The organism is Paenibacillus algicola, assembly GCF_005577435.1.
Taxonomy (GTDB): domain Bacteria; phylum Bacillota; class Bacilli; order Paenibacillales; family Paenibacillaceae; genus Paenibacillus_AQ; species Paenibacillus_AQ algicola.
On sequence record NZ_CP040396.1, the window covers coordinates 552,355 to 572,847 of the forward strand.

The 20,493-nt window shown below is 54.2% G+C and carries 16 protein-coding genes; 9 read left to right on the forward strand and 7 right to left on the reverse strand.

The genetic code is table 11. The annotated features are described in order from the left end of the window. Positions 1-1,039 precede the first annotated feature (1,039 nt). On the forward strand, positions 1,040-1,345 hold the full coding sequence (locus E6C60_RS02490) for an MTH1187 family thiamine-binding protein (RefSeq protein WP_138224309.1): 306 nt from the start codon (positions 1,040-1,042) through the stop codon (positions 1,343-1,345). A 160-nt stretch (positions 1,346-1,505) separates the two neighbouring features. Here the strand turns inward: E6C60_RS02490 and E6C60_RS21095 are convergent, their stop codons facing one another. After that, on the reverse strand, positions 1,506-1,916 hold the full coding sequence (locus E6C60_RS21095; RefSeq protein WP_217496370.1) for a hypothetical protein: 411 nt from the start codon (positions 1,914-1,916) through the stop codon (positions 1,506-1,508). 478 nt (positions 1,917-2,394) lie between these two features. Between E6C60_RS21095 and E6C60_RS02500 the strand changes: the two genes are divergently transcribed. Continuing rightward, the gene (locus E6C60_RS02500) at positions 2,395-3,156 is read left to right on the forward strand and encodes an N-acetylmuramoyl-L-alanine amidase (RefSeq protein WP_138224311.1); all 762 of its coding nucleotides are present in this window, start codon (positions 2,395-2,397) and stop codon (positions 3,154-3,156) included. 254 nt (positions 3,157-3,410) lie between these two features. Here E6C60_RS02500 and E6C60_RS02505 read toward each other — a convergent pair whose 3' ends face one another. After that, positions 3,411-7,052, reverse strand: a complete 3,642-nt coding sequence (locus E6C60_RS02505; protein ID WP_138224312.1) for a CheR family methyltransferase — start codon at positions 7,050-7,052, stop codon at positions 3,411-3,413. 4 nt (positions 7,053-7,056) lie between these two features. Beyond that, positions 7,057-7,464, reverse strand: coding sequence for a hypothetical protein (locus E6C60_RS02510; RefSeq protein ID WP_233281108.1), 408 nt, complete (start codon positions 7,462-7,464; stop codon positions 7,057-7,059). A 257-nt stretch (positions 7,465-7,721) separates the two neighbouring features. Here E6C60_RS02510 and E6C60_RS02515 point away from each other — a divergent pair, with 257 nt between their 5' ends. Next, complete coding sequence (locus E6C60_RS02515; protein ID WP_217496371.1) at positions 7,722-8,384, forward strand: cobalamin B12-binding domain-containing protein; 663 nt, start codon at positions 7,722-7,724, stop codon at positions 8,382-8,384. A gap of 8 nt (positions 8,385-8,392) precedes the next feature. Then, the gene (locus tag E6C60_RS02520; RefSeq protein ID WP_138224314.1) at positions 8,393-8,956 is read left to right on the forward strand and encodes a hypothetical protein; all 564 of its coding nucleotides are present in this window, start codon (positions 8,393-8,395) and stop codon (positions 8,954-8,956) included. A gap of 124 nt (positions 8,957-9,080) precedes the next feature. Here E6C60_RS02520 and E6C60_RS02525 read toward each other — a convergent pair whose 3' ends face one another. After that, positions 9,081-9,305, reverse strand: a complete 225-nt coding sequence (locus E6C60_RS02525; RefSeq protein WP_233281204.1) for a DUF2642 domain-containing protein — start codon at positions 9,303-9,305, stop codon at positions 9,081-9,083. A gap of 182 nt (positions 9,306-9,487) precedes the next feature. Next, a complete protein-coding gene (locus tag E6C60_RS02530) occupies positions 9,488-12,871 on the reverse strand; it encodes a WIAG-tail domain (RefSeq protein ID WP_138224315.1) in 3,384 nt (1,127 codons plus the stop codon). Positions 12,872-13,439: 568 nt separating this feature from the next. Here E6C60_RS02530 and E6C60_RS02535 point away from each other — a divergent pair. Further along, a complete protein-coding gene (locus E6C60_RS02535; protein ID WP_138224316.1) occupies positions 13,440-14,936 on the forward strand; it encodes an HD domain-containing phosphohydrolase in 1,497 nt (498 codons plus the stop codon). Positions 14,937-14,956: 20 nt separating this feature from the next. On the opposite strand, the gene tatC is transcribed toward E6C60_RS02535, so the two are convergent. Both tatC and E6C60_RS02545 read right to left on the reverse strand, forming a co-directional pair. Next, the gene (gene tatC / locus E6C60_RS02540; RefSeq protein ID WP_138224317.1) at positions 14,957-15,712 is read right to left on the reverse strand and encodes a twin-arginine translocase subunit TatC; all 756 of its coding nucleotides are present in this window, start codon (positions 15,710-15,712) and stop codon (positions 14,957-14,959) included. Between the two features lie 50 nt (positions 15,713-15,762). Further along, a complete protein-coding gene (locus E6C60_RS02545) occupies positions 15,763-16,008 on the reverse strand; it encodes a MerR family transcriptional regulator (protein WP_138224318.1) in 246 nt (81 codons plus the stop codon). A gap of 271 nt (positions 16,009-16,279) precedes the next feature. Between E6C60_RS02545 and E6C60_RS02550 the strand changes: the two genes are divergently transcribed. The 4 genes from E6C60_RS02550 (at position 16,280) to E6C60_RS02565 (ending at position 20,482) form a co-directional block, all read left to right on the forward strand. After that, on the forward strand, positions 16,280-17,887 hold the full coding sequence (locus E6C60_RS02550) for a flavin monoamine oxidase family protein (protein WP_138224319.1): 1,608 nt from the start codon (positions 16,280-16,282) through the stop codon (positions 17,885-17,887). A 76-nt stretch (positions 17,888-17,963) separates the two neighbouring features. Continuing rightward, complete coding sequence (locus E6C60_RS02555) at positions 17,964-18,533, forward strand: RidA family protein (RefSeq protein ID WP_233281109.1); 570 nt, start codon at positions 17,964-17,966, stop codon at positions 18,531-18,533. 115 nt (positions 18,534-18,648) lie between these two features. Continuing rightward, positions 18,649-18,849 (forward strand): twin-arginine translocase TatA/TatE family subunit, encoded by a 201-nt coding sequence (locus E6C60_RS02560; protein WP_138224320.1) that lies wholly within the window; start codon positions 18,649-18,651, stop codon positions 18,847-18,849. 187 nt (positions 18,850-19,036) lie between these two features. Then, complete coding sequence (locus E6C60_RS02565) at positions 19,037-20,482, forward strand: hypothetical protein (RefSeq protein ID WP_138224321.1); 1,446 nt, start codon at positions 19,037-19,039, stop codon at positions 20,480-20,482. The last annotated feature ends 11 nt before the right edge of the window (positions 20,483-20,493 follow it).

Below are 20,493 nucleotides of genomic sequence, written 5' to 3' on the forward strand. Positions count from 1 at the left end.
AAATGCTATTGTGCGCTGTGGGTTAAAATGCTGTCTGAGTGTGTATGTACAGACGCGATCCGCAAACACGTGCCTGATTCCCGAAAGAAGCAGGTGCTAGGCATATAGGAGGGAGCTCATGGATTTTCGCCATGCTTCCCGTTCGGTCCGGAGCATATGTAAATATGTTCAGAACCCCTACACACACTATATTTGGTTAGTGATACTTAATTTAACCCAATATGTTGTATCTGTAAACGATAATCTTCAAAAAAGCACAAAATGAATTATAGCAAATGACCGGGCAAACTGCCAATGTAGAAACTCACAAAAGAGAGTGGGAATCCATAGATATTGACGAAATGCGTCAATTTTTACGCAGATTCACCGGATCTGAGAGATTGCTATTTTTGTCACTGGCTGTGTGCAGTGGAGTGTGGTATGGGCTGCTTCGCTGGTGGGTGTGGGGGCGAGGGGAGGGAGGGGGTGCGGATCTGACTCTGACTCTGGCTCTCTAACGGTTGCCACGAGCGCTAATGCGTCAAATCCAGGGTTACTTTAATTCTAACGGTTGCCACACGAGTTATTTAAGCAATTTGATGCCTCACAGCGACTGTTTCCACCAAATAAGCACGCTCACAACCGTTAGAATTAATTTGTTCCCGATAGAGCAACAATAAGCACTGTGGCAACCGTTAGAGCATGGGCTGAGGAGAGCATGAGCTAGTGTAGAGCATGAGCGACTGAGTGCGTGAGCTAGAAGGTGTAAAGCATAAGCTACTGAGAGAACGGACTAGTGTAAAGCATGAGCTGAGCTGAGCAGAGCAGAGCATAAGTAAGTTAGAGCATGAGCTACTGGGATCATGGGCTAATGTATTGAGAAGCGTACACACGAGTAGGCAAGCCAGCTATGCTTGAGTGTGCGCATATATATTGATGAGCAAACGTCCAGCCGTGCCAAGACACGCCCAGCACACGTGCGTGCATGAAAACTACTTCTTTTCATCATAAAGCTGTTAGAATAAAGGTATCCTAAATCTGAAGGCAGGAGGTTATACGTATGGCGATTGCAGAGGTGACCGTTATACCGATTGGTACGGAGAGCACGTCTTTGAGCGCATATGTAGCGGGAATGCAGCGGGTATTGGAGCAGCAGGAGGGGGTTACTTTCGAGCTGACCTCCATGAGCACCATCATTGAAGGCGAGCTGGGTGATATTTGGAAGGCGATTGCTGCTCTGCATGAAGCGCCATTTATGTGTGGGGCGAAGCGGGTGTCCACTTCGGTCAAAATCGACGATCGCCGTGATAAGGCGGGCTCCAGCAGACAGAAGCTGCAGTCGGTCATGGAGAAGCTGGGGCAGTAGCTGTTCCACAGCGGCTGGCCGCGGAATCGCTGCGTGCGTACCGCATCGCATGCAGCTCTCGGCCCGAGGCAAAGCGCTGCTGCGGCCGAGCCGCACCCGTGCCGGCCATGGCGCAGCGGCGAACCGCCGCCCTGCTCCAAGGCCAGCATGTATGCGGCCCTCATTTGGACAAGTTAATGATTTCTACATACTTGCTGTATTTCTGATCCGAGATGATGAGAAACGGGTCCATTCTTAACCGCTCTGCCTCATCAGACGCCAGTTCCCGGATATGTACGACGGATTTTAGGGTTACGCCGGCGTAATCGGTTTTTTCATCCAGTTGAATTTGGTCATACAGCTCCTTGCCGGACAATGCGTAGGTCCTGACGGGGTCGTCTATATCATAAGCTTTGGTGTAATATCCTCTTTCTATTTCTACCTCCAAATAATATTTTTCCTCCCGGGCAAATTTACCCTTAATTGAAAGATCAGCAAAGGCAATGATGGAAACCAGCGGTTTGTTGAAATGGATTCGTTCCTGGTAGAGTGCATACAGTTTTGGAGAGGCGGCGACGGCGAGTAAGATCACAGCTAAAAGAACATAGGATCTTGTCTTCATCTCAAGACGAGCGATGCTGCTACAGAGAATCTCAGCGCCAAACGGGCTGTGGTTTCCCGTGCGGGAGCAAAATACAAAACCGTCTGGAGCAGCGGCTTACGCTGTCTGCATCTGCTGTAGGCATGGCTCTGACCTCCTTTTTGATTCATGATGGCTGCATAAAAAGGAATAGATATGATGTAGTACGCCACTTTAGCACAATGGGTTCAAAAATGAAGCTGATACCACCCGCACATTTATAAAGAATATGCAAGTCTTCCTGCAAATGCACAGCCGTTTACAAGATTCGTTGAATACAATGTTTGTACATGCAGCGGGGAGGAGCGTCTGCATGCCAACTGCACCAGGTCAGCTAAGTAGGTGTGAATCACCGTCGGTTCCGGCGGAACCGATCTGGGAGTGTGTGGGGAGCCCGGCTGCATGAAGTCAGGAAAGAGGGGGATGATTCGTGAAAAAGGTATGGATTGACGCCGGTCACGGAGGAACAGACCCGGGAGCGTCTGGAAACGGACTGCAGGAGAAGAATGTGGTGCTCGCGATCGCTAAAGGCATCCAGCAGCGGCTGGAGGCGGAGTATCAGGAGGTGCAGGTGCTCATGTCGCGTTCCACCGATGTGTTTCTGGAGCTGCCGCAGCGCACCGCAGCGGCGAATCGGGCCGGAGCGGATATTCTGATCTCGATCCATTGTAATGCCGGGGGCGGCTCCGGGGGCTTTGAGTCTTTTCGCTACACTAAGCCGAGCAGTGAGTCGGTAAGGCTGCAAAATCATCTGCATACCGACATTATGGCGGCCCTGCGTCCGTTTGGGGTCAATGATCGGGGACAGAAAAGCGCGAACTTTCACATGGTCAGGGAAAGTGCTATGCCAGCGGTATTGACTGAGAACCTGTTTGTGGATGTAGCCTCAGATGCCGCCAAGCTGAAGCAGAATGAGGTCATTGCGGCGCTGGTCAACGGCCATGTTACCGGCATTGCCAAGCATTTGGGATTACAAGCAAAGGAGGCGAGCCCAGTGGCAGAAACCCCGAATTCCGCACGAGATATTCATACTGTCAGCCCATGGGCACAGGCGGCGTGGGACGAAGCGGTGAAGAACGGGCTGTTTGATGGCAAGCGTCCCGGTGCGCCGTTGACCCGCGAGGAGGCGGCGATCGTATTTAACCGTCTGCGAAATCAGCTGATGGCGATGCTTCAAAGCGACAAAGATTAATCTCTCCAAGTGTCGATCAGGAGCAGGAGCCCCGGCCTGGAAACCGGCAGCAATATAAGGTTAACCGATAAAAGCCGCCCCTCTGATACCCGCTGCTGCGGTGCATCGAGAGGGGCGGCGGTTTGAGTGGGCGGCTAGCAAGAGTGTGGTCGATCGACTGCTGTTATGCAGCGGAACACCGCGCACCGGGAGCTGCGCCCAGTGCGGAAGAATGCGTCGGTTCGACCAATTCACGCGAGCATTGACCAGAGGAGTTACGGCAGCAGTGATGCTGTGCACGGAATGGCAATGGTGACCGTGGTGCCTTGCCCTTCCTCACTTTCAAATCGGATGGTGCCTTTGTGGTTCTGAATGATTTTGTAGCTGACCATGAGCCCGAGTCCGGTGCCTTTGTTTTTGGTGGAGTAAAAGGGCTCTCCGAGCTTGGCCAGCTTGCTTGCCGGAATGCCGGTGCCGTTATCAATAAACTGAACGATGATCTGCTGCTGATCCGCATGCAGCTCGGCGAGCACATCGACTCTGCCGCCGGAGGGCATGGCCTCAATCGCATTTTTGAGAATATTGATAAACACCTGCTTCAGCTGGTTCTCCACGCCAAACACCCGGAGCCCCTCTGTAAACAGGGCGTTCATCTCGACATTGTTCATATTGGCCTGGGATTCCAGCAGCATAAGCACGTCCTGCAGAATCGGGGTCAGGTCCTTTTCCACAAAATCAATAGCCTGCGGCTTGGCGAGCACCAGCAGCTCGCTGACGATCTGCTCAATCCGGTTCAGCTCGTTCAGCATAATATCAATATACATGTCATTGCCCATACCCTTGCCGGACATAAGCTTGGTGAAGCCCTTCAGAGCGGTCAGCGGGTTCCGGATTTCATGAGCAACACCGGCCGCGAGCTGTCCTACGGCAGAGAGCATTTCATTCTTGCGGAGCATTTCCTCGGCATGCTTGCGGTCGGTAATATCCTCCGAGAATTTGACGTAGTGGATGATGCGGCCCTGCTTGTCGCGAACCGGGATCATTTTGACCGATTCCCAGAACAGCTCGCCGTTCTTTTTGCAGCCGGTCAATTCCCCCATCCACTGCCCGTCCTCCTTAGCCAGCTTCATTACATGCTCAATCGGCCGCTCGCCGGCCTCGCTCTGCATGCACTCGCGAATGCTTTTTCCCTTTACATCCGCCAGATGAAAGCCCGTAACCTCCGTATAGCGGGGATTCACATATTCTATCCGCCCAGCGGGGTCCAGGATCGCCGTAATGCTCGGGCTTTGCTCGACCGCATAGGAGAGCTTCTGCAGCTCCTCGTTTACCGTTTTGAGATCCGTAATATTGACGAACGTCAGCACGACGCCGCTAATAAAGTTGTCATCCTTCCGGTAAGGAAGGATACGCATGCTGTACCAGGTGCCGCTCTGGCTCTGAATTTCCTTCTCAAAAGGAACCAGTGACTGCAGCACCTCCTGAGCGTCCTGGACAAGCGTATCGTATTTAAAATGGTGCGAGATATGCTCAATCGGGCGGCCGTAATCGACCTCCATCAGATGGATTTCCTTCGTAATCGCCGGAGTAAATCGGCGCACACACATCCGCTTATCCAGAAAAATAGTCCCGATCCGTGTGCTCACCAAAAAGTTGGTCATATCGTTGTTCACGTCCGTCAGCTCCTGAATCTTGAACTGATACTCGGTGTTGACCGTGACCAGCTCCTCGTTGACCGACTGCAGCTCCTCATTGGCGCTTTGCAGCTCCTCGTTCGCCGCAACCAGCTCCTCATTCGTGGCCTGCAGCTCCTCATTGGACGTCTCCAGCTCTTCAACGGTAGCCTGCAGAGATTCCTCTGCCCGGAGCAGCGCCTGCTCCAGCTGCATAATCCGCAGGTTCACGCCGCTGTCTACCTCGAATGGCTGTATCACCACCTGTGATTCCGAGCCCGGCTGCTCCGGCTCCATGAACAGGATGAGAACATATTTCTCATAGGTCTTGTTCTTGAGGGAGAAGGGACGGATATGCAGATCAATCTGTCGCTCACCGAGATTCGTCTGAATCGTCAATGAGCGGTACGTTACACCGCGGCGCTGCTCCCGTACCTTTTGTACCGCGGAGGAGACGGCGGGAGACACCTTGGGGTCGATCATTTTGTACAGATTCCAGCTGGGCTTTCCCTGGGCAAGCATCAGATACTCATGAATCGGGCCGTTCAGATGAATTACATCATTACTCTGGTCCACAATCATGCCCGGGGCCACATGCTCCTCGACGAGCGTGGTCTGCAGATCATCGAGCCGCTTCGGTCCGCTGTCCTTAGCCGGCACGACAGGGGAGACCATTCTGCGGAAGGGCTGCGGCTGTGCGAGTCGGTCCTCCATCTGGAACATGCGGGGCTCTTCGCCGGCGGACGATTTTTTGTGCGTAAAAATATTCCATCTCCGGTCAAACGCCTCAAACTGGTTCGTAAAGCGCCCGATCGTTTCGCTGGGACCTAAGAAGAGGAAGCCGTCAGGGTTCAGGGCAAAGTGAAACAGAGACAGCACCTTCTGCTGCATTTCCGGCTGCAGATAGATCAGCATATTGCGGCAGGTGATAAGGTCCAGATTGCGGAACGGCGGATCTTTGATGATGTTCTGCGGTGCAAAGACGACCATCTTGCGGATTTCCTTGCTCACCTGGAACATATCATCGTCCTTGATAAAGAAGCGGTCCTGATCTTCCCGGGACAGGTGGCTGATGGTGCTTTCGGAGTAAATCCCCTGGCTGGCATATTCAATGGATTCCTTGTCGAGATCGGTGGCGAAAATTTTGATGGAATACGGCGTCTCCAGGCTCTCGGCATATTTGCGCATCAAAATAGCTACCGAATACGCCTCCTCGCCGGTGGAGCAGCCGGCCACCCAGACTCGGATCTCCTTGACGAAGCTTTTGCGCTCGAACAGCTCTGGAATCACCCGCTCGTACAACACGTTAAAGGCCTCCGAATCGCGGAAGAAATTCGTAACCCCGATCAGCAGATCCTTCCTTAGCGACTGCAGCTCCTCGCGGTGCTCATCGAGAAACGTCATGTACATCGCCATGCTGGGCACATTATGGATGGCCATGCGCCGCTCGATGCGCCGCAGGACGCTGTTGCGCTTGTAGTACGTAAAATCGACTCCGCAATCCTGGCGGATCTTCTCAAAGATGAGCTGGATATACTGCTCCGTCGTTATGGTTTCGCGGACGGTAGATACATTCTCATAGCCTTCTCCATGCACATGGAGCAGCAGGCGCTCGGTCATTTCCTTGGGCGCCAGCACCGCATCCGCATTGCCGGAGAGCCGCGCACTGCTCGGCATGCCGTCATATTTGGCAGAGTGGCTGTCCTGTGCAATAACGAGGCCGCCTGTATCCTTAATATCCTGAATGCCGCGGGACCCGTCCGTACCGGTGCCGGACATGACGACAGCCACCGCCTGGTTTCTGCACTCCTGGGCCAGCGAGCTGAAAAACATATCAATCGGCATATGCAGCGTGGTGTTAGGAAGCGGCTCTGCCAGCTTTAGGCGCCCGCCGGAGATGGTTAGAATCTTGCGCGGCGGCGTCAGATAAATATAGTTAGGACGGACGACCATATCATGCCGCGCTTCGCGGATGTTCATGGCCGTATATTTGCGAAGAATCTCGCTCATGAGACTCTTATAATCAGGGGACAGATGCTGCACGACGACAAAAGCCATGCCGGTATCCGGCGGCATATGGTCGAAGAATACCTCCAGCGCCTCCAGCCCGCCCGCAGATGCACCCAGTCCTACGACGTAGGCCGGGGCATGCTCCTCATTCTCGGTCTCGTTCGTTTTGGGGTGAGTAAGGCTCGCAGGCGGCACGATGATGGCAGCTTGCGGCTGTAATTCATTTTCGCTCATTGGGCTAGTTCCCTTCTCCTTGGGCTGTGGTCATTGAGGCTTCACGGGCTTCGTGCTGCTGCAGCGCATGAATAGCTGCCTCCAAATACTGCCGGTAAGCTTGCCGGGCTCTCTCATCCAGGCTGCGGGCGAGGTCCAGGGAATCCAGCATATATTGGAAATTGTCCGTAAGTGTACGCGTTTTCATTGCATGCTTGCTTAGAATTCCCTCAAGCCATAACGCATAATCGGTAAAAACAGAGGTGTTGCCAAGCTGAAAGGCCGTCTCCAGATGCTTCAGATGATGAAGGTTGTCCTCCCTGCATTTCTGACGTCCCCGTTCCCCGTAGCGCTGCAGCAGGGAGGGATCTGCCGTATAGATCATATCCATCACCTGCTGGATCATATCAGCGTACTCTTCTATGGTTTCCATGCTCCGCATCCTTTCTCTAGCTTGAATGCATTGATAGACTTCAAAGGTGTAATTGGAAATATTATCATATTTCATTCACTTTTTATAGCGAAATCGCCTGTGTTGATCATTATAATAGAAAAAAAGACTTCCTCGTCACTTTCGACAAAGCTTACGTTCAATCGCCAAAAATAGCCCTGGTCACCAGCTTCAAGATCATATTACAATGTAAAACGTTATGATATTACCGGGGGGATAAGAAGGTGCTGCCCTTGAATATGGAAATTGAGCATCTGGCAGAGCTGATGCTGGAAGGACTAACGGAGGAGTGCTGGAGCCTCTTGGTCCGTCATATGGATTCAGGAAGAAACAGTCTGTACATCTATGATCAGCTGCTAACACCGGCAATGCGATATATCGGCGGTCTGTGGGAGCAGAATCTGGTCTCCGTCGCGGATGAGCATCTGGCCTCAGGGGTTTGTGATGTTATGATTACGCGGTATGCACACCAGATAAAGCCGGCGCAGGGACATGGAGGAAGAGCGATGTTCTTGTGCGTCGAGGGGGAGTATCATCATCTTGGCCTTAAAATGGTCTCGTCCCTGTTTCAGGAACGGGGCTTCAGCACCCGCATGTATGGCGGTAATCTGCCGCTGGAGAACGCCATGGTCAGTGCGATGAACTGGAAGCCCGAGATCATTGGCGTGTCCGCGTCCATCGTGTATCATCTGCCGACTTTGATGAAGTACACTCAGGCCCTGCAGAGCCTGAGCTATGAACCCATGATCGTCATCGGCGGCCGCCTGATTGACCGCTATGGACTCCAGAATACGCTGGGGGAGCGGGCACTGTTCTTTCCCGACCTGCTCTCCCTGAACGATTGGCTCCGATCCTACGAAGCGGCAAGCCGCGAGGCTGCGGCGCATTTCAATATGAGGTGAGAGAACTTATGGAGGACAAGCAGCTTCCCGTGCCTTATTTCAAAGTCAATCTGCATTATCAGATTCTTGCCTGCTCTTCGCCGGCAGCAGACCTCTTTGCAGCTTCCGGCAGCTGGCTCAGCTTCATTGATGAAGGCTCGCTGAATAAGGCAAGAACCTATATATCGCCGGATCACACGGATCAGCGGGTAGAGCTGATTCTGAAGACCCGGTCTGCTCAGGTGCTGCCCTTTGAAGTGTATCAGCACTGGGATGAGGAGGAGTGCGGCCATCTGGTGTGCATCTCCAGGGACAAGCAGTACAAGGCCGTTGCAGAGCGGCTGGAGCGTCTCCATGAGAACCTCGAGAACGGCATGTATGAGCCTGCTGTTCGGCAGGCGGGAAGCGCCAGAAGCTATTTGAGCGCAAGCCATACGCTAAACCGGGAGCTGTGCAGCGTGCTGGAAACCGTCAAGGATTTGCTGGATCAGGTGCATCCCAGCCTGGTGGAGATCCACCAGACGGACTACAGTGATATTATTCGGCAGCTGATCGATACTGCATTGAAAAATGCTTCCCGGGAGATGTATTAAAGCCCGGCTGCATGGGCGTTATGTAAATCGCAGAAATCCCCGGTACCCTCATGAAGGTACCGGGGATTTTTGTGATTTGGACGGGGGTGGAGCTCCCAGGACATAAGGAGCTTTCCAGAGCTCGTTAGCTCGGCATGATCCAGACGATTTCGCAAATGCGGACAAAGCACATTTTTCCGTGTACCTCAAGCACTACGTGATCCGGCTTCACCTGCTTCACGCAGCCCTCAATGCGTCCGCGGGTCGTTTCCAGCACTACATACTTGCCAATAAGGGACTTGAACGCCTCCACGACATAAGGATCAACAGGGTAGACTACAATCGGCTGTGTTGTCGGCTGATGCTCCATTTGCTGGTGATGCTGCTGATGCTGCTGTCCCATCATCTGCTGAGGCGCCATCGTGTAAGGCGATGCTTGATAATACGGTCCCAAAACATTCACTCCATTCGTGGTATCTTTCATATTTGCAGTCTATGCAGCTGCCCAGTGGGCGGTGCCTGCAAGCAGGCTATATATCTTGCCCTTTGTCATTAAGAAGCAGAGGGGCCCATGGCAATCCAGGATACAAAGCCATGGCTTTGGGTGCAGCCCGGCTGCCGAAGCACCTCCAATATTGCATAGCCGGCCTGCTGCTCCTTAAGGGAGACGAGCAGCCCAGGATGATTGCTCATCGCCACAATGACGTAATGGGCGGTTGGATAGGCCTCGTCAAAGGCGACCTGGACGACAGCCTGCTGCTCATTCCCGGCAAACACGAACGCGCTCAAGCCATACTGCTGCAAGGACGGTCCAGTGCTGCGAACCGGTGCGAATCCGAGATGCTCCAGCTGAACTGCGCCGGAGGTCAGATGAGAGCTGTCGATCGAGCCCGCGGCAAGCTGAGGTCCTGAGACAGCCCCGTCTGCCAGCTTGTCGCCGGTCAGGGAGGCATCCATGACCTGCTCGCCTGTAATGGCACCGGCCTCCAGATGCCGGCCTCCAATGCTGCTTGGCTTAAGGTGGCGAGGCAGAATCGCGCCTTCTGCGATGTGCCGGGACTGCACTGCTCCCGCTTGCAGATGCGCCGCTCCCAGACTGTCCGGCTGGAGCTGCTCCCGGCCAATCACGGCGTCCTGAAGATGCTCTTTCCCGATGCTTGATGGTGCAATATGGCTGCCGTTTACGGCTTCCGGAGAGAAATGGCGGGAGGACAGGCTATGGTCTGCCAGATGCTGCTCCCGCACGCAGCTTTCTTCAAGATGCTCAGCATGAACGACACCTGCCGTCAGATGCCGGGCTTCAATGGTATGGAGCTGCAGATGTGTTCCGTCCACAGCGCCCGGTGCGAGCAGGGAGCTGTCAATGGTATGGGGCTTCACATGGCGCGACTCCACGGCTTCCGCCGCCAGCTGTTCACTTTGTACGGCGCCAGGCTGCATATGAATGGAGGCGATCGAGGAAGGCTGGAGCTTGCTTCCACTGACGGCCCCGTCGCTCAGCTCCTGCTCTGTAACAGCTCCTGACTGCAGATGCTCTGCCGAGAGTGACTTCTTCTGCAGCTTGTCGCCCCCGATGCTGCCGTCGGGCAGTAAATCCGGGGAGCGGACGTCCTCTGCCAGATGGGAGAGGGTAACGCTGCTGTTTTTAAGGTGATAGCCGTATAAGGTTTCCGGAGCCACATGTCGGCCTTCTATGCTTTCCGGAGCCAAGTGCCGGGCCTCAATCGCGTTGTCTGCCAGATGGTCTTCCCGGATGGTTCCGCTTTGAATAGCGACAGCTGTCACAGAGGAAGGCGCAAGATGGATGCTGTTCACCGCGTAGAGCTGCAGCTTCTCCGGACCAATGGATTGATCCTGCAGCTGCCGGGTGGTAATGCTGCTGTCCTGGATCGACAGGGATGCCAGCACCTCCGGCGTGAAATGCCGATGTCCAATAATCCCTTCAGCCAGATGGGCTTCGGTAATGGCGGCATCTTTAATTTTGGTGGAGGTGACGCTGCCTTCAGCCAGCTTGGCAGTATGAACAGAGAGGTCGGTCAGCTTGTCGGTTGTGACGCTTTCCGGAGAGAGCTTAAGTGCGGTGACCGCATGATCAGCCAGATGCTGCGGATAAATCGCTCCGTCCGCTAACGCCTGCTCTGTTACTGAGCCTGCCGCCAGTTTGGCAGAGGTCACAGAGGCAGGCGCAAGGGCAGGGCTACAGACGCACTCCTCGGTGAAATGGCGCGCGATCAGCGCGCGATCTGTCAGATGCTCTTGCTGCACGGCCTGATCTTGAAGGGCAGCTGCACTTACGCTGCCTGTACCGAGATGGATTTCAGAAATGAGGCCGGGCACCAGATGATCGGCGTTCACGCCTTCGGCGGCGATAGCGGGGCCAAAGACGGCGCCGGGGGCGAGCTTGCGGCTGTCCACGCTTTCCGGGGCCAGCTTGGATGCTGTCACCGCCTGCTCCTGGAGGTGGGAGGACGTGATGGAATCACAGGCCAGATGGTGCTCCTGAATGGACTCCGGGGCGATGGCAGCACTATCAATCAGGCCTGCACTCAGGTGCTGGGCGGCAATGGCTCCGTCCTGAATATGACCGCCTTGAATGGATTGTGGCGAAAGATGTGCGGACACCACAGCTTCTAGCGCCAGCTGCTCCCTCTTGATGGCGCCGCTGGCAATATGGCGTGTATGCACGGCCCCGTCGCTGAGCTTTTGCGGCAGGATACTCTGATCTGCAATCTTTGAAGCGGTGACGGCTTGCTCCACCAGCTTGGAGGTGCCCACGGATTGCTCAGCCAGCTTCAGGCTCGTGACAGCGGCGTCGCTCAAATGACGTGTCTGAATCTCGCCGGGGGTCAGCTGCTGACTGCCGATGGAGGCAGGCTGAAGCTGCTCGGGACCGATCAGTCCCGCAGCCAGATGCTGCGCCGTAATAGCTCCCTCCGCAATGTGAGCAGAGGTGATGCAGCCGCTCTCCAGCTGCTGGGTGCCCACTGCATGCTCTGCCAGCTGTTCACGGCCGACAGCTCCGGGAGACAGGGACAGGCCGGTGATGCTTGCCGGCTCCAGATGAATGCCCTGAATGGAGCCGGGCTGCAGCTTGGCACCATTCACGGCGCCGTCGCGAATGATGGCGGTGGTGACGGCTTGCTCTGCCAGCTTGGCGGTATGGACAGCTTCGTTGGCGAGATGGTGGGTATTGACGCTGCCGGAGGCGATTTTGTCTTCCGTAATCGCTTCGTCCTCCAGCAGCTGGCCCGGAACACTGCTTAGGCTAAGGTGGCGCGGAAGCACAGCGCCATCGGCGATATGCTGAGACTGAACCGCCTGCAGTCCCAGCTTGCCTGCATCAATGCTGCCCGGCTTGATGTGGCTTGCTGTGATGGCATGATCGGCAATGCTCTGCCCGGTCACAATGCTGCCAGCCAAATGCTCGGCAGTAATGCTGGCTGACGCCAGCTTGCTGGATGTGACGCTTTCGTCAGCCAGGTGAATGGTCGTGACGCATTGATCCTGCAGCTTGTCGCTGCCGACCGAGCCGGGGGCCAGCTTGGCTGCCGTCACGGCGCGGGCTGCAAGGTTGGACTCGGTGACAGCGGCCTTTCCGATATCCTCTGTATGAATAACAGGGGCTTTGGACGGGAGCAGCCGTTCCTTTAGCAGCTGCTCCGGATAAGCTGCCAGCATCTCCGCCTGCTCTGTGGCTCCTGCAGGAGCGGCTGTCTCCCCAGCCGGCTCCTCGTATTCTGCATCGGAGAAGTCGCCTTGTACGGGCTCCGCTGCGGCTTCGGCTGGCAGGACGGCGGATGCAGCCTGACGGATCGACGCTTCCTTGGTCTTCGCCTTTTCACTGGGCTGCGCCAGATCGATTTCCTTCAAGCTGGCGCTGACCTGATAGCGCTGGCCGGGGTCTTTGCTGCTGGAGTGTTTTCCACGTTTTTTCAAGCACTGCACGCTCCTTCGCGAGAGAATGGATCATCTCCGGCATCCTATGCGAAAGACTGGGCGGCTGTCACTGCAAACACAAAAAAGCACCCGGCAGCGCTGCCGGATGCTTCAGGGGGTGCTTGAGTATATTTCAAATGACTAAATGCAAAGCACCTATATAAAATTTAACCCGTGACAGCCAAACAGCTGTGCAGACGGTTCCTGATTGAAATCAGATGAATCGAACCTTCCAATACAACAAAAGCCCTGCCTCTCTTTCGTCCTTGCGGCTCCGATGACCGCTCCAGTGTGAATCAGAAAACAAACATCCTGTACAAACTCATACTTTTGGGTTAGAAAATAGGAATTTACAACCTCGGTGTGAACATTCTCGAGTAGAATCGAAGTTGAAGAGGAATCCATCGGGGTTAAACTTCATATAACAATTGAAAATAATATCATACTTTTTCTGAAAATGCAAATCTCATCTCTGCAAGTCTCTCCCTAAAAATAAACCGCTTGATTTTTTCGCCGTTTCAGCCGATATTTCTAAATATAAACAATTACAGAGAAAGTAGGCACTGGCATGCAGCTGTATAAGTCCTTTCTGCGTCAGCTAATTCGAAATTATATGATTGGCTCCTTGATCGCCGTTCTGCTGGTCGGCGGTGCATTGATGACCACAACCCTTAACGTTTCCTATATAGAAAGCTTCCGGCTGCTGAGCATTTTAGGTGGATCCTTTGTCGTAATGCTCGCGGTGGAGCTTTTTGTTTTTTTCAAGCATATTGGAATCATTCGCAGTGCTCTGCTGCAGGAGGACGCCGCGCTGGATCAGCTGGAGGCAGCCTATCTTCGAACCCACCGGATGCCGTCGCTGGCAGTCTATCGTATTTACGGTCCTCATCTCCTGGGCATGTCCATTCCCGCGCTGATCGCTACCGTATGGATGATTCATGCCGGGCTGCTGAGCATCCCGCTGTCCTACATCTGGATTGCGGTGCTGGGTGCGGTCATGGTCGCCAGCTGTCATGCGATGATCGAGTTTTTCCTGACGGTTGCGGCAATCCGGCCCATTGTTCGCGAGCTGCGCCGGCTCGCGCTCATTCGATATGGCGTAGACTTTTCGCTGGAAGGACATGTGTTTACCTCCATCCGCACCAAATTCCTGCTCAGTGCGATGCTGATCGGGACTTGTCCGTTGTTCCTGTTCAGCCTGGCGGTTCGGGTGCATATGGGGCAGTTCTATGAGGAAATATCGCGAGGCTACTGGGGCTGGGCAGGCATCATTCTAATGCTCGGCGTAGGCTTCGCCTATATTGGTGCACTGCTCATGACGCAGGACGTCAACCGACCGCTGCGTCAGCTGTACAAAGCAATGGATACGGTGAAGGAGGGACGCTTCATTCAGACCTCCAATCTGTATTCGGATGAATTCTCCAGCCTGATCGCCGGCTTCAATATGATGGTTCGGGGACTGCAGCTGCGGGAGGAGCGGAACCGCAAGCTGCTGGAGAGCTATTTTGCCGCGCTGGCCGCAGCCCTGGATGCAAGAGACCCCTATACCGCAGGTCATTCGCTGAGAGTGGCTGAATATTCCGTCATTATTGGCCAATTGGCAGGTCTGAACGCCCATAGTATTGATATTCTTCACAAAACAGCACTGCTGCATGATATCGGCAAAATCGGGCTCCGGGACAGCATCCTGCTCAAAGAAGGCCGCCTGACCGAAGAGGAGTTCTTCCAGGTGAAGACCCATCCGGCACAAGGGGAAAATATTCTGAAGCAGATCGAGCCGCCGGATGCTATGGCACCTTTTCTGGAGGGAGTGCGGTCCCATCACGAGAGATATGACGGCCACGGATATCCTGATGGGCTGCAGGGCAAGGACATTCCGCTGTTCGGCCGGATTATTGCCGTCGCGGATGCTTATGATGCCATGACCTCCGACCGACCTTACCGGCGGGGGATGAGCCGGGCCGAGGCACTGGACATCCTGGAGCAAGGGCGCGGAAGTCAATGGGATCCTGATTTCGCAGGGATGTTCGTTCAGCATATGCGGCGCAATCTGGAAACAGCATAAAGCATGTGGAGGGACCGGACTTAGGCAGTATGCCGAAGTCCGGTTTTGTCTGTGCGGGGCAGCTCCCGCCGATGCATCCAGCCCGCCAGAAGGACGCTTCCCTCGTAGAGAGCAATCATCGGCACGGCGACCATCAGATGGGAGATAAGGTCCGGAGGCGAGATCAGTGCGGAAATGATCACAAGCAGCAGATAGGCATAGCGCCGCATTGAATGCAGCAGTGCCGGGTTGAGCAGGCCGATCCGGGTCAGGAAGAGGACCACGGCGGGAAGCTCGAATGCCAGAGCTAGAGGCACGATGATGTTGAACATAAAGCCGAAATAAGCAGCGACACCATACGTCTCGACAAGCTCCATCTCCGTATTCACCTTCGTCGTGAAGGCCAGGCTCATAGGGAACACGACAAAATACGCGAAGGCCAGGCCAAGAATGAAGCAGAGAGCCGAGAAGGGAATGAACTTCAGGGCCGCCTTCTGCTCCACCGGCTGCAGTCCGTCCTTGACGAACAGCCAGAGCTGATACAGCGTGAAGGGAAGGGCTACAATGAGCGAGAGCACCAAGGCAATGCCCATATAGATGCGTAGTCCGTCCCAAGGCGAGAATACATTCCAGGTGACCTGAAAGGCGGGGGAATGCAGCTTCATAAAGGCCAGACACCCGGGAGCAGCAAGCAGCCCGGCGATCATAGCGCCCGCAAATACAACGGCCACTGCGATGATCCTTTTGCGAAGCTCGGCAAGGTGGCTGCCAAGACTCATGGCTTGCTGTACATCCATATTGATCGACTCCTTCCCTAAGGGGGCTTTGACAGGTGCTGTCTGGTGGCTCAAGCGGGGGCACAGCCCCGCCGGCGCGGTTTAGGTGGTTCCCGGAGCTCGACCGTATTAAATCCCTCCTGCATCTTCTGATGAATGTAGATCAGCTTGTTTACGTCCTCAAACGAGTATCTGCGGTTGCCTCCCTTCGTTCTTTCCGGAAAAATAAGCTTTCTCTGCTCATAATACCGAATTTGTCTCTCGGTAAGGCCGGTAAGCTCGCGAACGACACCTATACTCATGACTTTGTTCTCCACAGCTGCCGCCTCCATTCTTGAACGTATAATAATCTAACATGTTAAGTTATCTGATATAACTTAAATCCTCCTTTCTCATTAAGGTTTACACGTATTGAAATGATTTCCATAAGGATATGAATCTGATTCTATGTAATTATTATCAAAAAATCAATTATTTTTCAGAAAATAAAATTAGTGTGTAAGGATTTCTTACATAATTTAACTCAAACCCGGAATTCTTTGCTAAGATCAGCGCATAACCTGATTTAACGGCAAAGGAGTGGGTGACATGGCAGTTCAGGATAAACCGGAGGAGATGACGCGGAGGCAATTTCTAACGGCTGTCGGCAAGGTGGGAGGCTCGGCTGCGGTATTTAGCTTAATGGGAACGATGGGGCTGCTGGCCCCACAAACGCTGAAAGCGGCTGAATATGTGCCCCCGGGCGTCAACGACTTAAAGCTTAGTGGCCGGAAAGGCCAGAAGGTTATCATTCTGGGAGCCGGTATTGCCGGACTCACCGCTGCCTATGAGCTGGGGCTGGCCGGCTATGACTGTACTATCCTGGAGGCGAAGGAGTTTGCAGGAGGACGGTGCTGGACGGTTCGTAAAGGGACCTCGGTGGCGGAGATCGGCACCGTACGGCAGACCGCGCGCTTTGATCAAGGGCTTTACTTCAACGCGGGTCCAATGAGGATTCCTCAATTTCATGTTACGATGGACTATTGCCGTAAATTCGGAATTGCCGTGGAGCCGTTTAACAATGTAAACGAAAGCGGGTTCTACTACAACGAGAATGTGGGGGCCTTGTCCAACCGCCGGGTGCCGAAGAGAGCAGCCAAAGCCGACGTGCGCGGCTATACGGCGGAAATGCTCGCCAAAGCAGTCCATCAGAACCGGCTCGACCTGCCGCTTACCGCCGAGGAGAAAAGCAAGCTGGTTGACTATTTGCGGGCAGAGGGGGATCTGAGTCCGGATCTGTTCTACAAGGGCTCTTCACGCGGAGGCTACAAAGAGGAGCCGGGCGGGGCCTTGGACGGCGGGGTGCGCCGGGACCCTTTTGATCTGAAATCGATTATTGATTCCGGCTTCGGCAGGTATTTCAGCAATGAGTACAGCTATGACCAGCAGATGATGATGTTCCATCCTGTTGGCGGTATGGACAAAATCGTGGATGCCTTCGTTAAAAGAGTCGGGAATAATATCATCCGCTACCGCACGGAGGTTAAAAGAATCTCGCAATCAGAGGATGGCGTTAAGATCGTGTATAGCAGCCCTGGCAGCGGAGGGGAGAAGGAGATCACCGGCGATTACTGTATTTGTACGATTCCGCTGAGTGTGCTGAAGCATATACCGGCTGATTTTTCCCCGGAGATGTCGAAGGCGATTGCCAGCACGAATTACGCTTCTGCTGGAAAGATTGGACTCCAGTTTCAACGGCGCTTCTGGGAAGAGGACGACCAGCTTTATGGAGGGAACTCGCTCACGAACATGGACATCACCCAAATCTATTATCCGCCGAACGATTATTTTTCCAAAAAAGGGGTGGTGCTGGGCTACTATGCCTTTGGCGGCAACGCCGATAAGCTGGGCCGGATGTCATTCTTGGAGAGAGAGCGCCACGCGCTTGCCCAAGGCGGTAAAATTCATCCCCAGTATGCCAAGGAGTTCGAGTCATCCTTCTCGATTGATTGGAAAAAAACAAAATTCCAGGAAGGCGGATGGGCCTCATACAGTGCCAATGACCGCAAATCCTTTTACCCGATCTTATGCAAGCCGGATCGCCGCATCTATCTTGCCGGAGAGCATCTCAGCTATATGACAGGCTGGCAGTCCGGAGCGATCGAATCCGCCCAGATTGTCGTCAAGGAGCTGCATGAGCGGGTGATGAAGGCTTAACGTGAGCCTCGGAAGCTTTCGGATTTACTGTGACTAATGTATAGAATCAGATCCTGGAATAGAGAGGAAGATTGTGATGAAAACAAAAATGAAGCTGGATCAAAAGCTGAAGTATGCAGCGGCCATGGCCCTGCTCTTCAGCCTCGCAGGAGCCACGGTGTATGCCGCCGATAAACCAGCCGAGACTCCGGTCATTCAGGCCATTAAGGTTTCGGCAGGTCCCGGATTTTATGGAAGTCCCTCCTCATCCATTTCCAGTGGTGTGATCGTGCCGCAAGGCTACTCTACGCTGTATACCAGCGGCACCGTGCCGCCGCTGCTGAACAAGGAAGGAAAGACGGTATATGAGCGCTACGGAGATACAAAGACTCAGGGAATCGGGGTATTGAAGGCCATTGAGAAGCAGCTGCAGGAGCAGGGGCTGGGCATGAAGGATGTGGTATATCTGCGGGTATACATTACGCCGGATGCTGCGAAGGACGATGCGTTTGATTACAAGGGCTGGTTTGATGCCTATGCCGAGTTCTTTAACACCGAGTCCAATCCGGTGAAGCCTGCCCGCTCAACCGTGGGTGTAGCCAGTCTGGTCAGTCCGGATTGGCTGATCGAAATCGAAGCCGTCGCTGTGTATCCCAAAGTCAGGTGACTGGAGTTGATCGTCACAGGTAAGGCTTGTGTTACGGCTTCCGGTCGCAAGCGGGGTCATTGCGAAGTACAGCACGGATGACGATTCATAACTATATATGAAGGGAAGTGGGATTATGTTTCAAAATGTTGGCTTTGCCGGCGTGATGATGGTGCTGATTGTGGTGCTAATTCTGTTCGGTCCGTCGAAGCTGCCGGAGCTGGGAAGAGCCGTGGGCCGGACCTTGTTTGAATTCAAATCCTCGGCCCGGGAGCTGGTCGGCGATGACCGTAAGGAAGAAGAGGAAAAGAGCGGGCTGCTGAAATCCAAGGACTGAATGTTGACGGACTTTGCGCCGTGCAGGAGATCCAATTATCCAACCGACCCGGCCTTTGGCCGGGTCTTTGTCCTGCATTTTCCTTGTTGTTATATGCTGTCGAAAAAGGGTTGGGTTTTGTTCCATTTTTTGTGTCTTGATTAGTGAATATGGGTATTAAGGAGGAGAAAGGAGGTGAAAACGTGAAATGAACAACCGCGTATGGCCTTTCGTTCTTGGCAGCTTTATCCTGCTGTTCACGCTTCAAGCCGGAAGTGACGCCTATGCAGAAGAGTTAAAGCCTGCTGCTGAAGTTAAGGGCCAGGCTGGTCATATGCTGTCGTTGCAGCGGGGGCTGAGCGGTCTCAAGGATTCGGTGTCCGGCGTCAGTGATTCGGTAAAGAAGACGTTATCCGATGCCCGTAATACGGTAGAGGATCCAGGAGATGCCCTGAAGCAGACGGTGAAGGAAACGGCTTCAGGCGTGGAGCGGACAGTGGAAGAGGCGGTGCAGGGCTTGGGAGAGACACTGGAGCCCGCAGCGGAACTGGCTGAAAGCACATTGAGAAATGGTGCAGGCACGGCTTCAGAAGCTGTTCGGCATACCGGAGAGACGGTGCAGAAGGTACTGGAATCGGCTTATGAGCCGGAGGTGGTCGTAACAGAAACCGTGAAGGCAGCAGGCAAGACGGTCCGCGAGACGGGCAAGATGCTGTCAGGCACGGTGCGAAACGGCGTAGCTGCGGTGAAGGAAACCGGTAAGGGTGCGGCAAACACCGTGGAAGAGACGGCAGAGAATGTGCTCCGTGAAACGGATAAGTTGTTGAGTCAGGTGAAGGAGACGTCAAAGACGCTGATACCGGTGAAGCCGGCACAGCCATCGAAGCCGCCAGCTCCAGTGAAGCCGCCGGAGGCGCCGGAAGAGCCCGAGCAGGAGCTTCCACAAATTCCGGAAGATGCATCACAGCCGGAGCGGCCGATTTTTACACAGCCTGATCCGGCACCTAGTGATGTCCGCGCAGATCGTGAGCATTCGGAGGATAAAGTAAGGCTTGGGCTAAATCCCCCGGAGCCTGTCGCAGTGACCGGTAAAGAGCGGGAAGCATCCTCACGAGTGACAGAGAAGGAAGAAGACCGACCGCGGGAGAGCACACCTGACACATCGGAGAAGGATGAGCTGCAGGAGGCTGAAGAGAACAGCGTTGATGCTGCAGCAGCTTTCCAAATCGGAGCTGCAGACGCATTCGCTCCGAAGCAGCGACAGCAAGAGCCGCAGGAGGTACCTCAGGTCTTGGGAATGACAGAAGCGACGCAGGACAATGCGGGACCCCGTGTTGATTCGGGAGTATTCTTGGAGCAGGCAAGAGGGAATGCTGAAGTTATTTTTGATAACGCTTTCTTTTACAAAATATACAGTACGCCGCTGTTGTATGCCCAGAACGCCCAGTCCACCGGTACAGCCGGGATCGGATCAACAGGAATCTGGCTCTTATCTTTTCTGACGGATGGAAGCCCGGTTTCGAGTCCGGAATCATCCCCGTCTGCATGGCCCGGCTCGCTGTATGCGCTGAATAGTCAGTGGATAGCTGAGCCTGCAGGACTTCCGCCACAGCGCTCTCCTTATTTTGCAGAGGATTACACAAACTCAAAATAAGGAGAGATGAA

Excerpts from the sequence above, each read along its gene's own strand:
- E6C60_RS02560 (WP_138224320.1), top strand. The coding sequence starts at position 18,649 with ATGTTTCAAAATGTTGGCTTTGCCGGCGTGATGATGGTGCTGATTGTG.
- E6C60_RS02520 (WP_138224314.1), top strand. The coding sequence starts at position 8,393 with ATGGAGGACAAGCAGCTTCCCGTGCCTTATTTCAAAGTCAATCTGCAT.
- E6C60_RS02525 (WP_233281204.1), bottom strand. The coding sequence starts at position 9,305 with ATGGAGCATCAGCCGACAACACAGCCGATTGTAGTCTACCCTGTTGAT.
- E6C60_RS02555 (WP_233281109.1), top strand. The coding sequence starts at position 17,964 with ATGAAAACAAAAATGAAGCTGGATCAAAAGCTGAAGTATGCAGCGGCC.
- E6C60_RS02490 (WP_138224309.1), top strand. The coding sequence starts at position 1,040 with ATGGCGATTGCAGAGGTGACCGTTATACCGATTGGTACGGAGAGCACG.
- E6C60_RS02535 (WP_138224316.1), top strand. The coding sequence starts at position 13,440 with ATGCAGCTGTATAAGTCCTTTCTGCGTCAGCTAATTCGAAATTATATG.
- E6C60_RS02550 (WP_138224319.1), top strand. The coding sequence starts at position 16,280 with ATGGCAGTTCAGGATAAACCGGAGGAGATGACGCGGAGGCAATTTCTA.
- tatC (WP_138224317.1), bottom strand. The coding sequence starts at position 15,712 with ATGGATGTACAGCAAGCCATGAGTCTTGGCAGCCACCTTGCCGAGCTT.
- E6C60_RS02515 (WP_217496371.1), top strand. The coding sequence starts at position 7,722 with ATGGAAATTGAGCATCTGGCAGAGCTGATGCTGGAAGGACTAACGGAG.
- E6C60_RS02565 (WP_138224321.1), top strand. The coding sequence starts at position 19,037 with ATGAACAACCGCGTATGGCCTTTCGTTCTTGGCAGCTTTATCCTGCTG.
- E6C60_RS02510 (WP_233281108.1), bottom strand. The coding sequence starts at position 7,464 with ATGGAAACCATAGAAGAGTACGCTGATATGATCCAGCAGGTGATGGAT.
- E6C60_RS02505 (WP_138224312.1), bottom strand. The coding sequence starts at position 7,052 with ATGAGCGAAAATGAATTACAGCCGCAAGCTGCCATCATCGTGCCGCCT.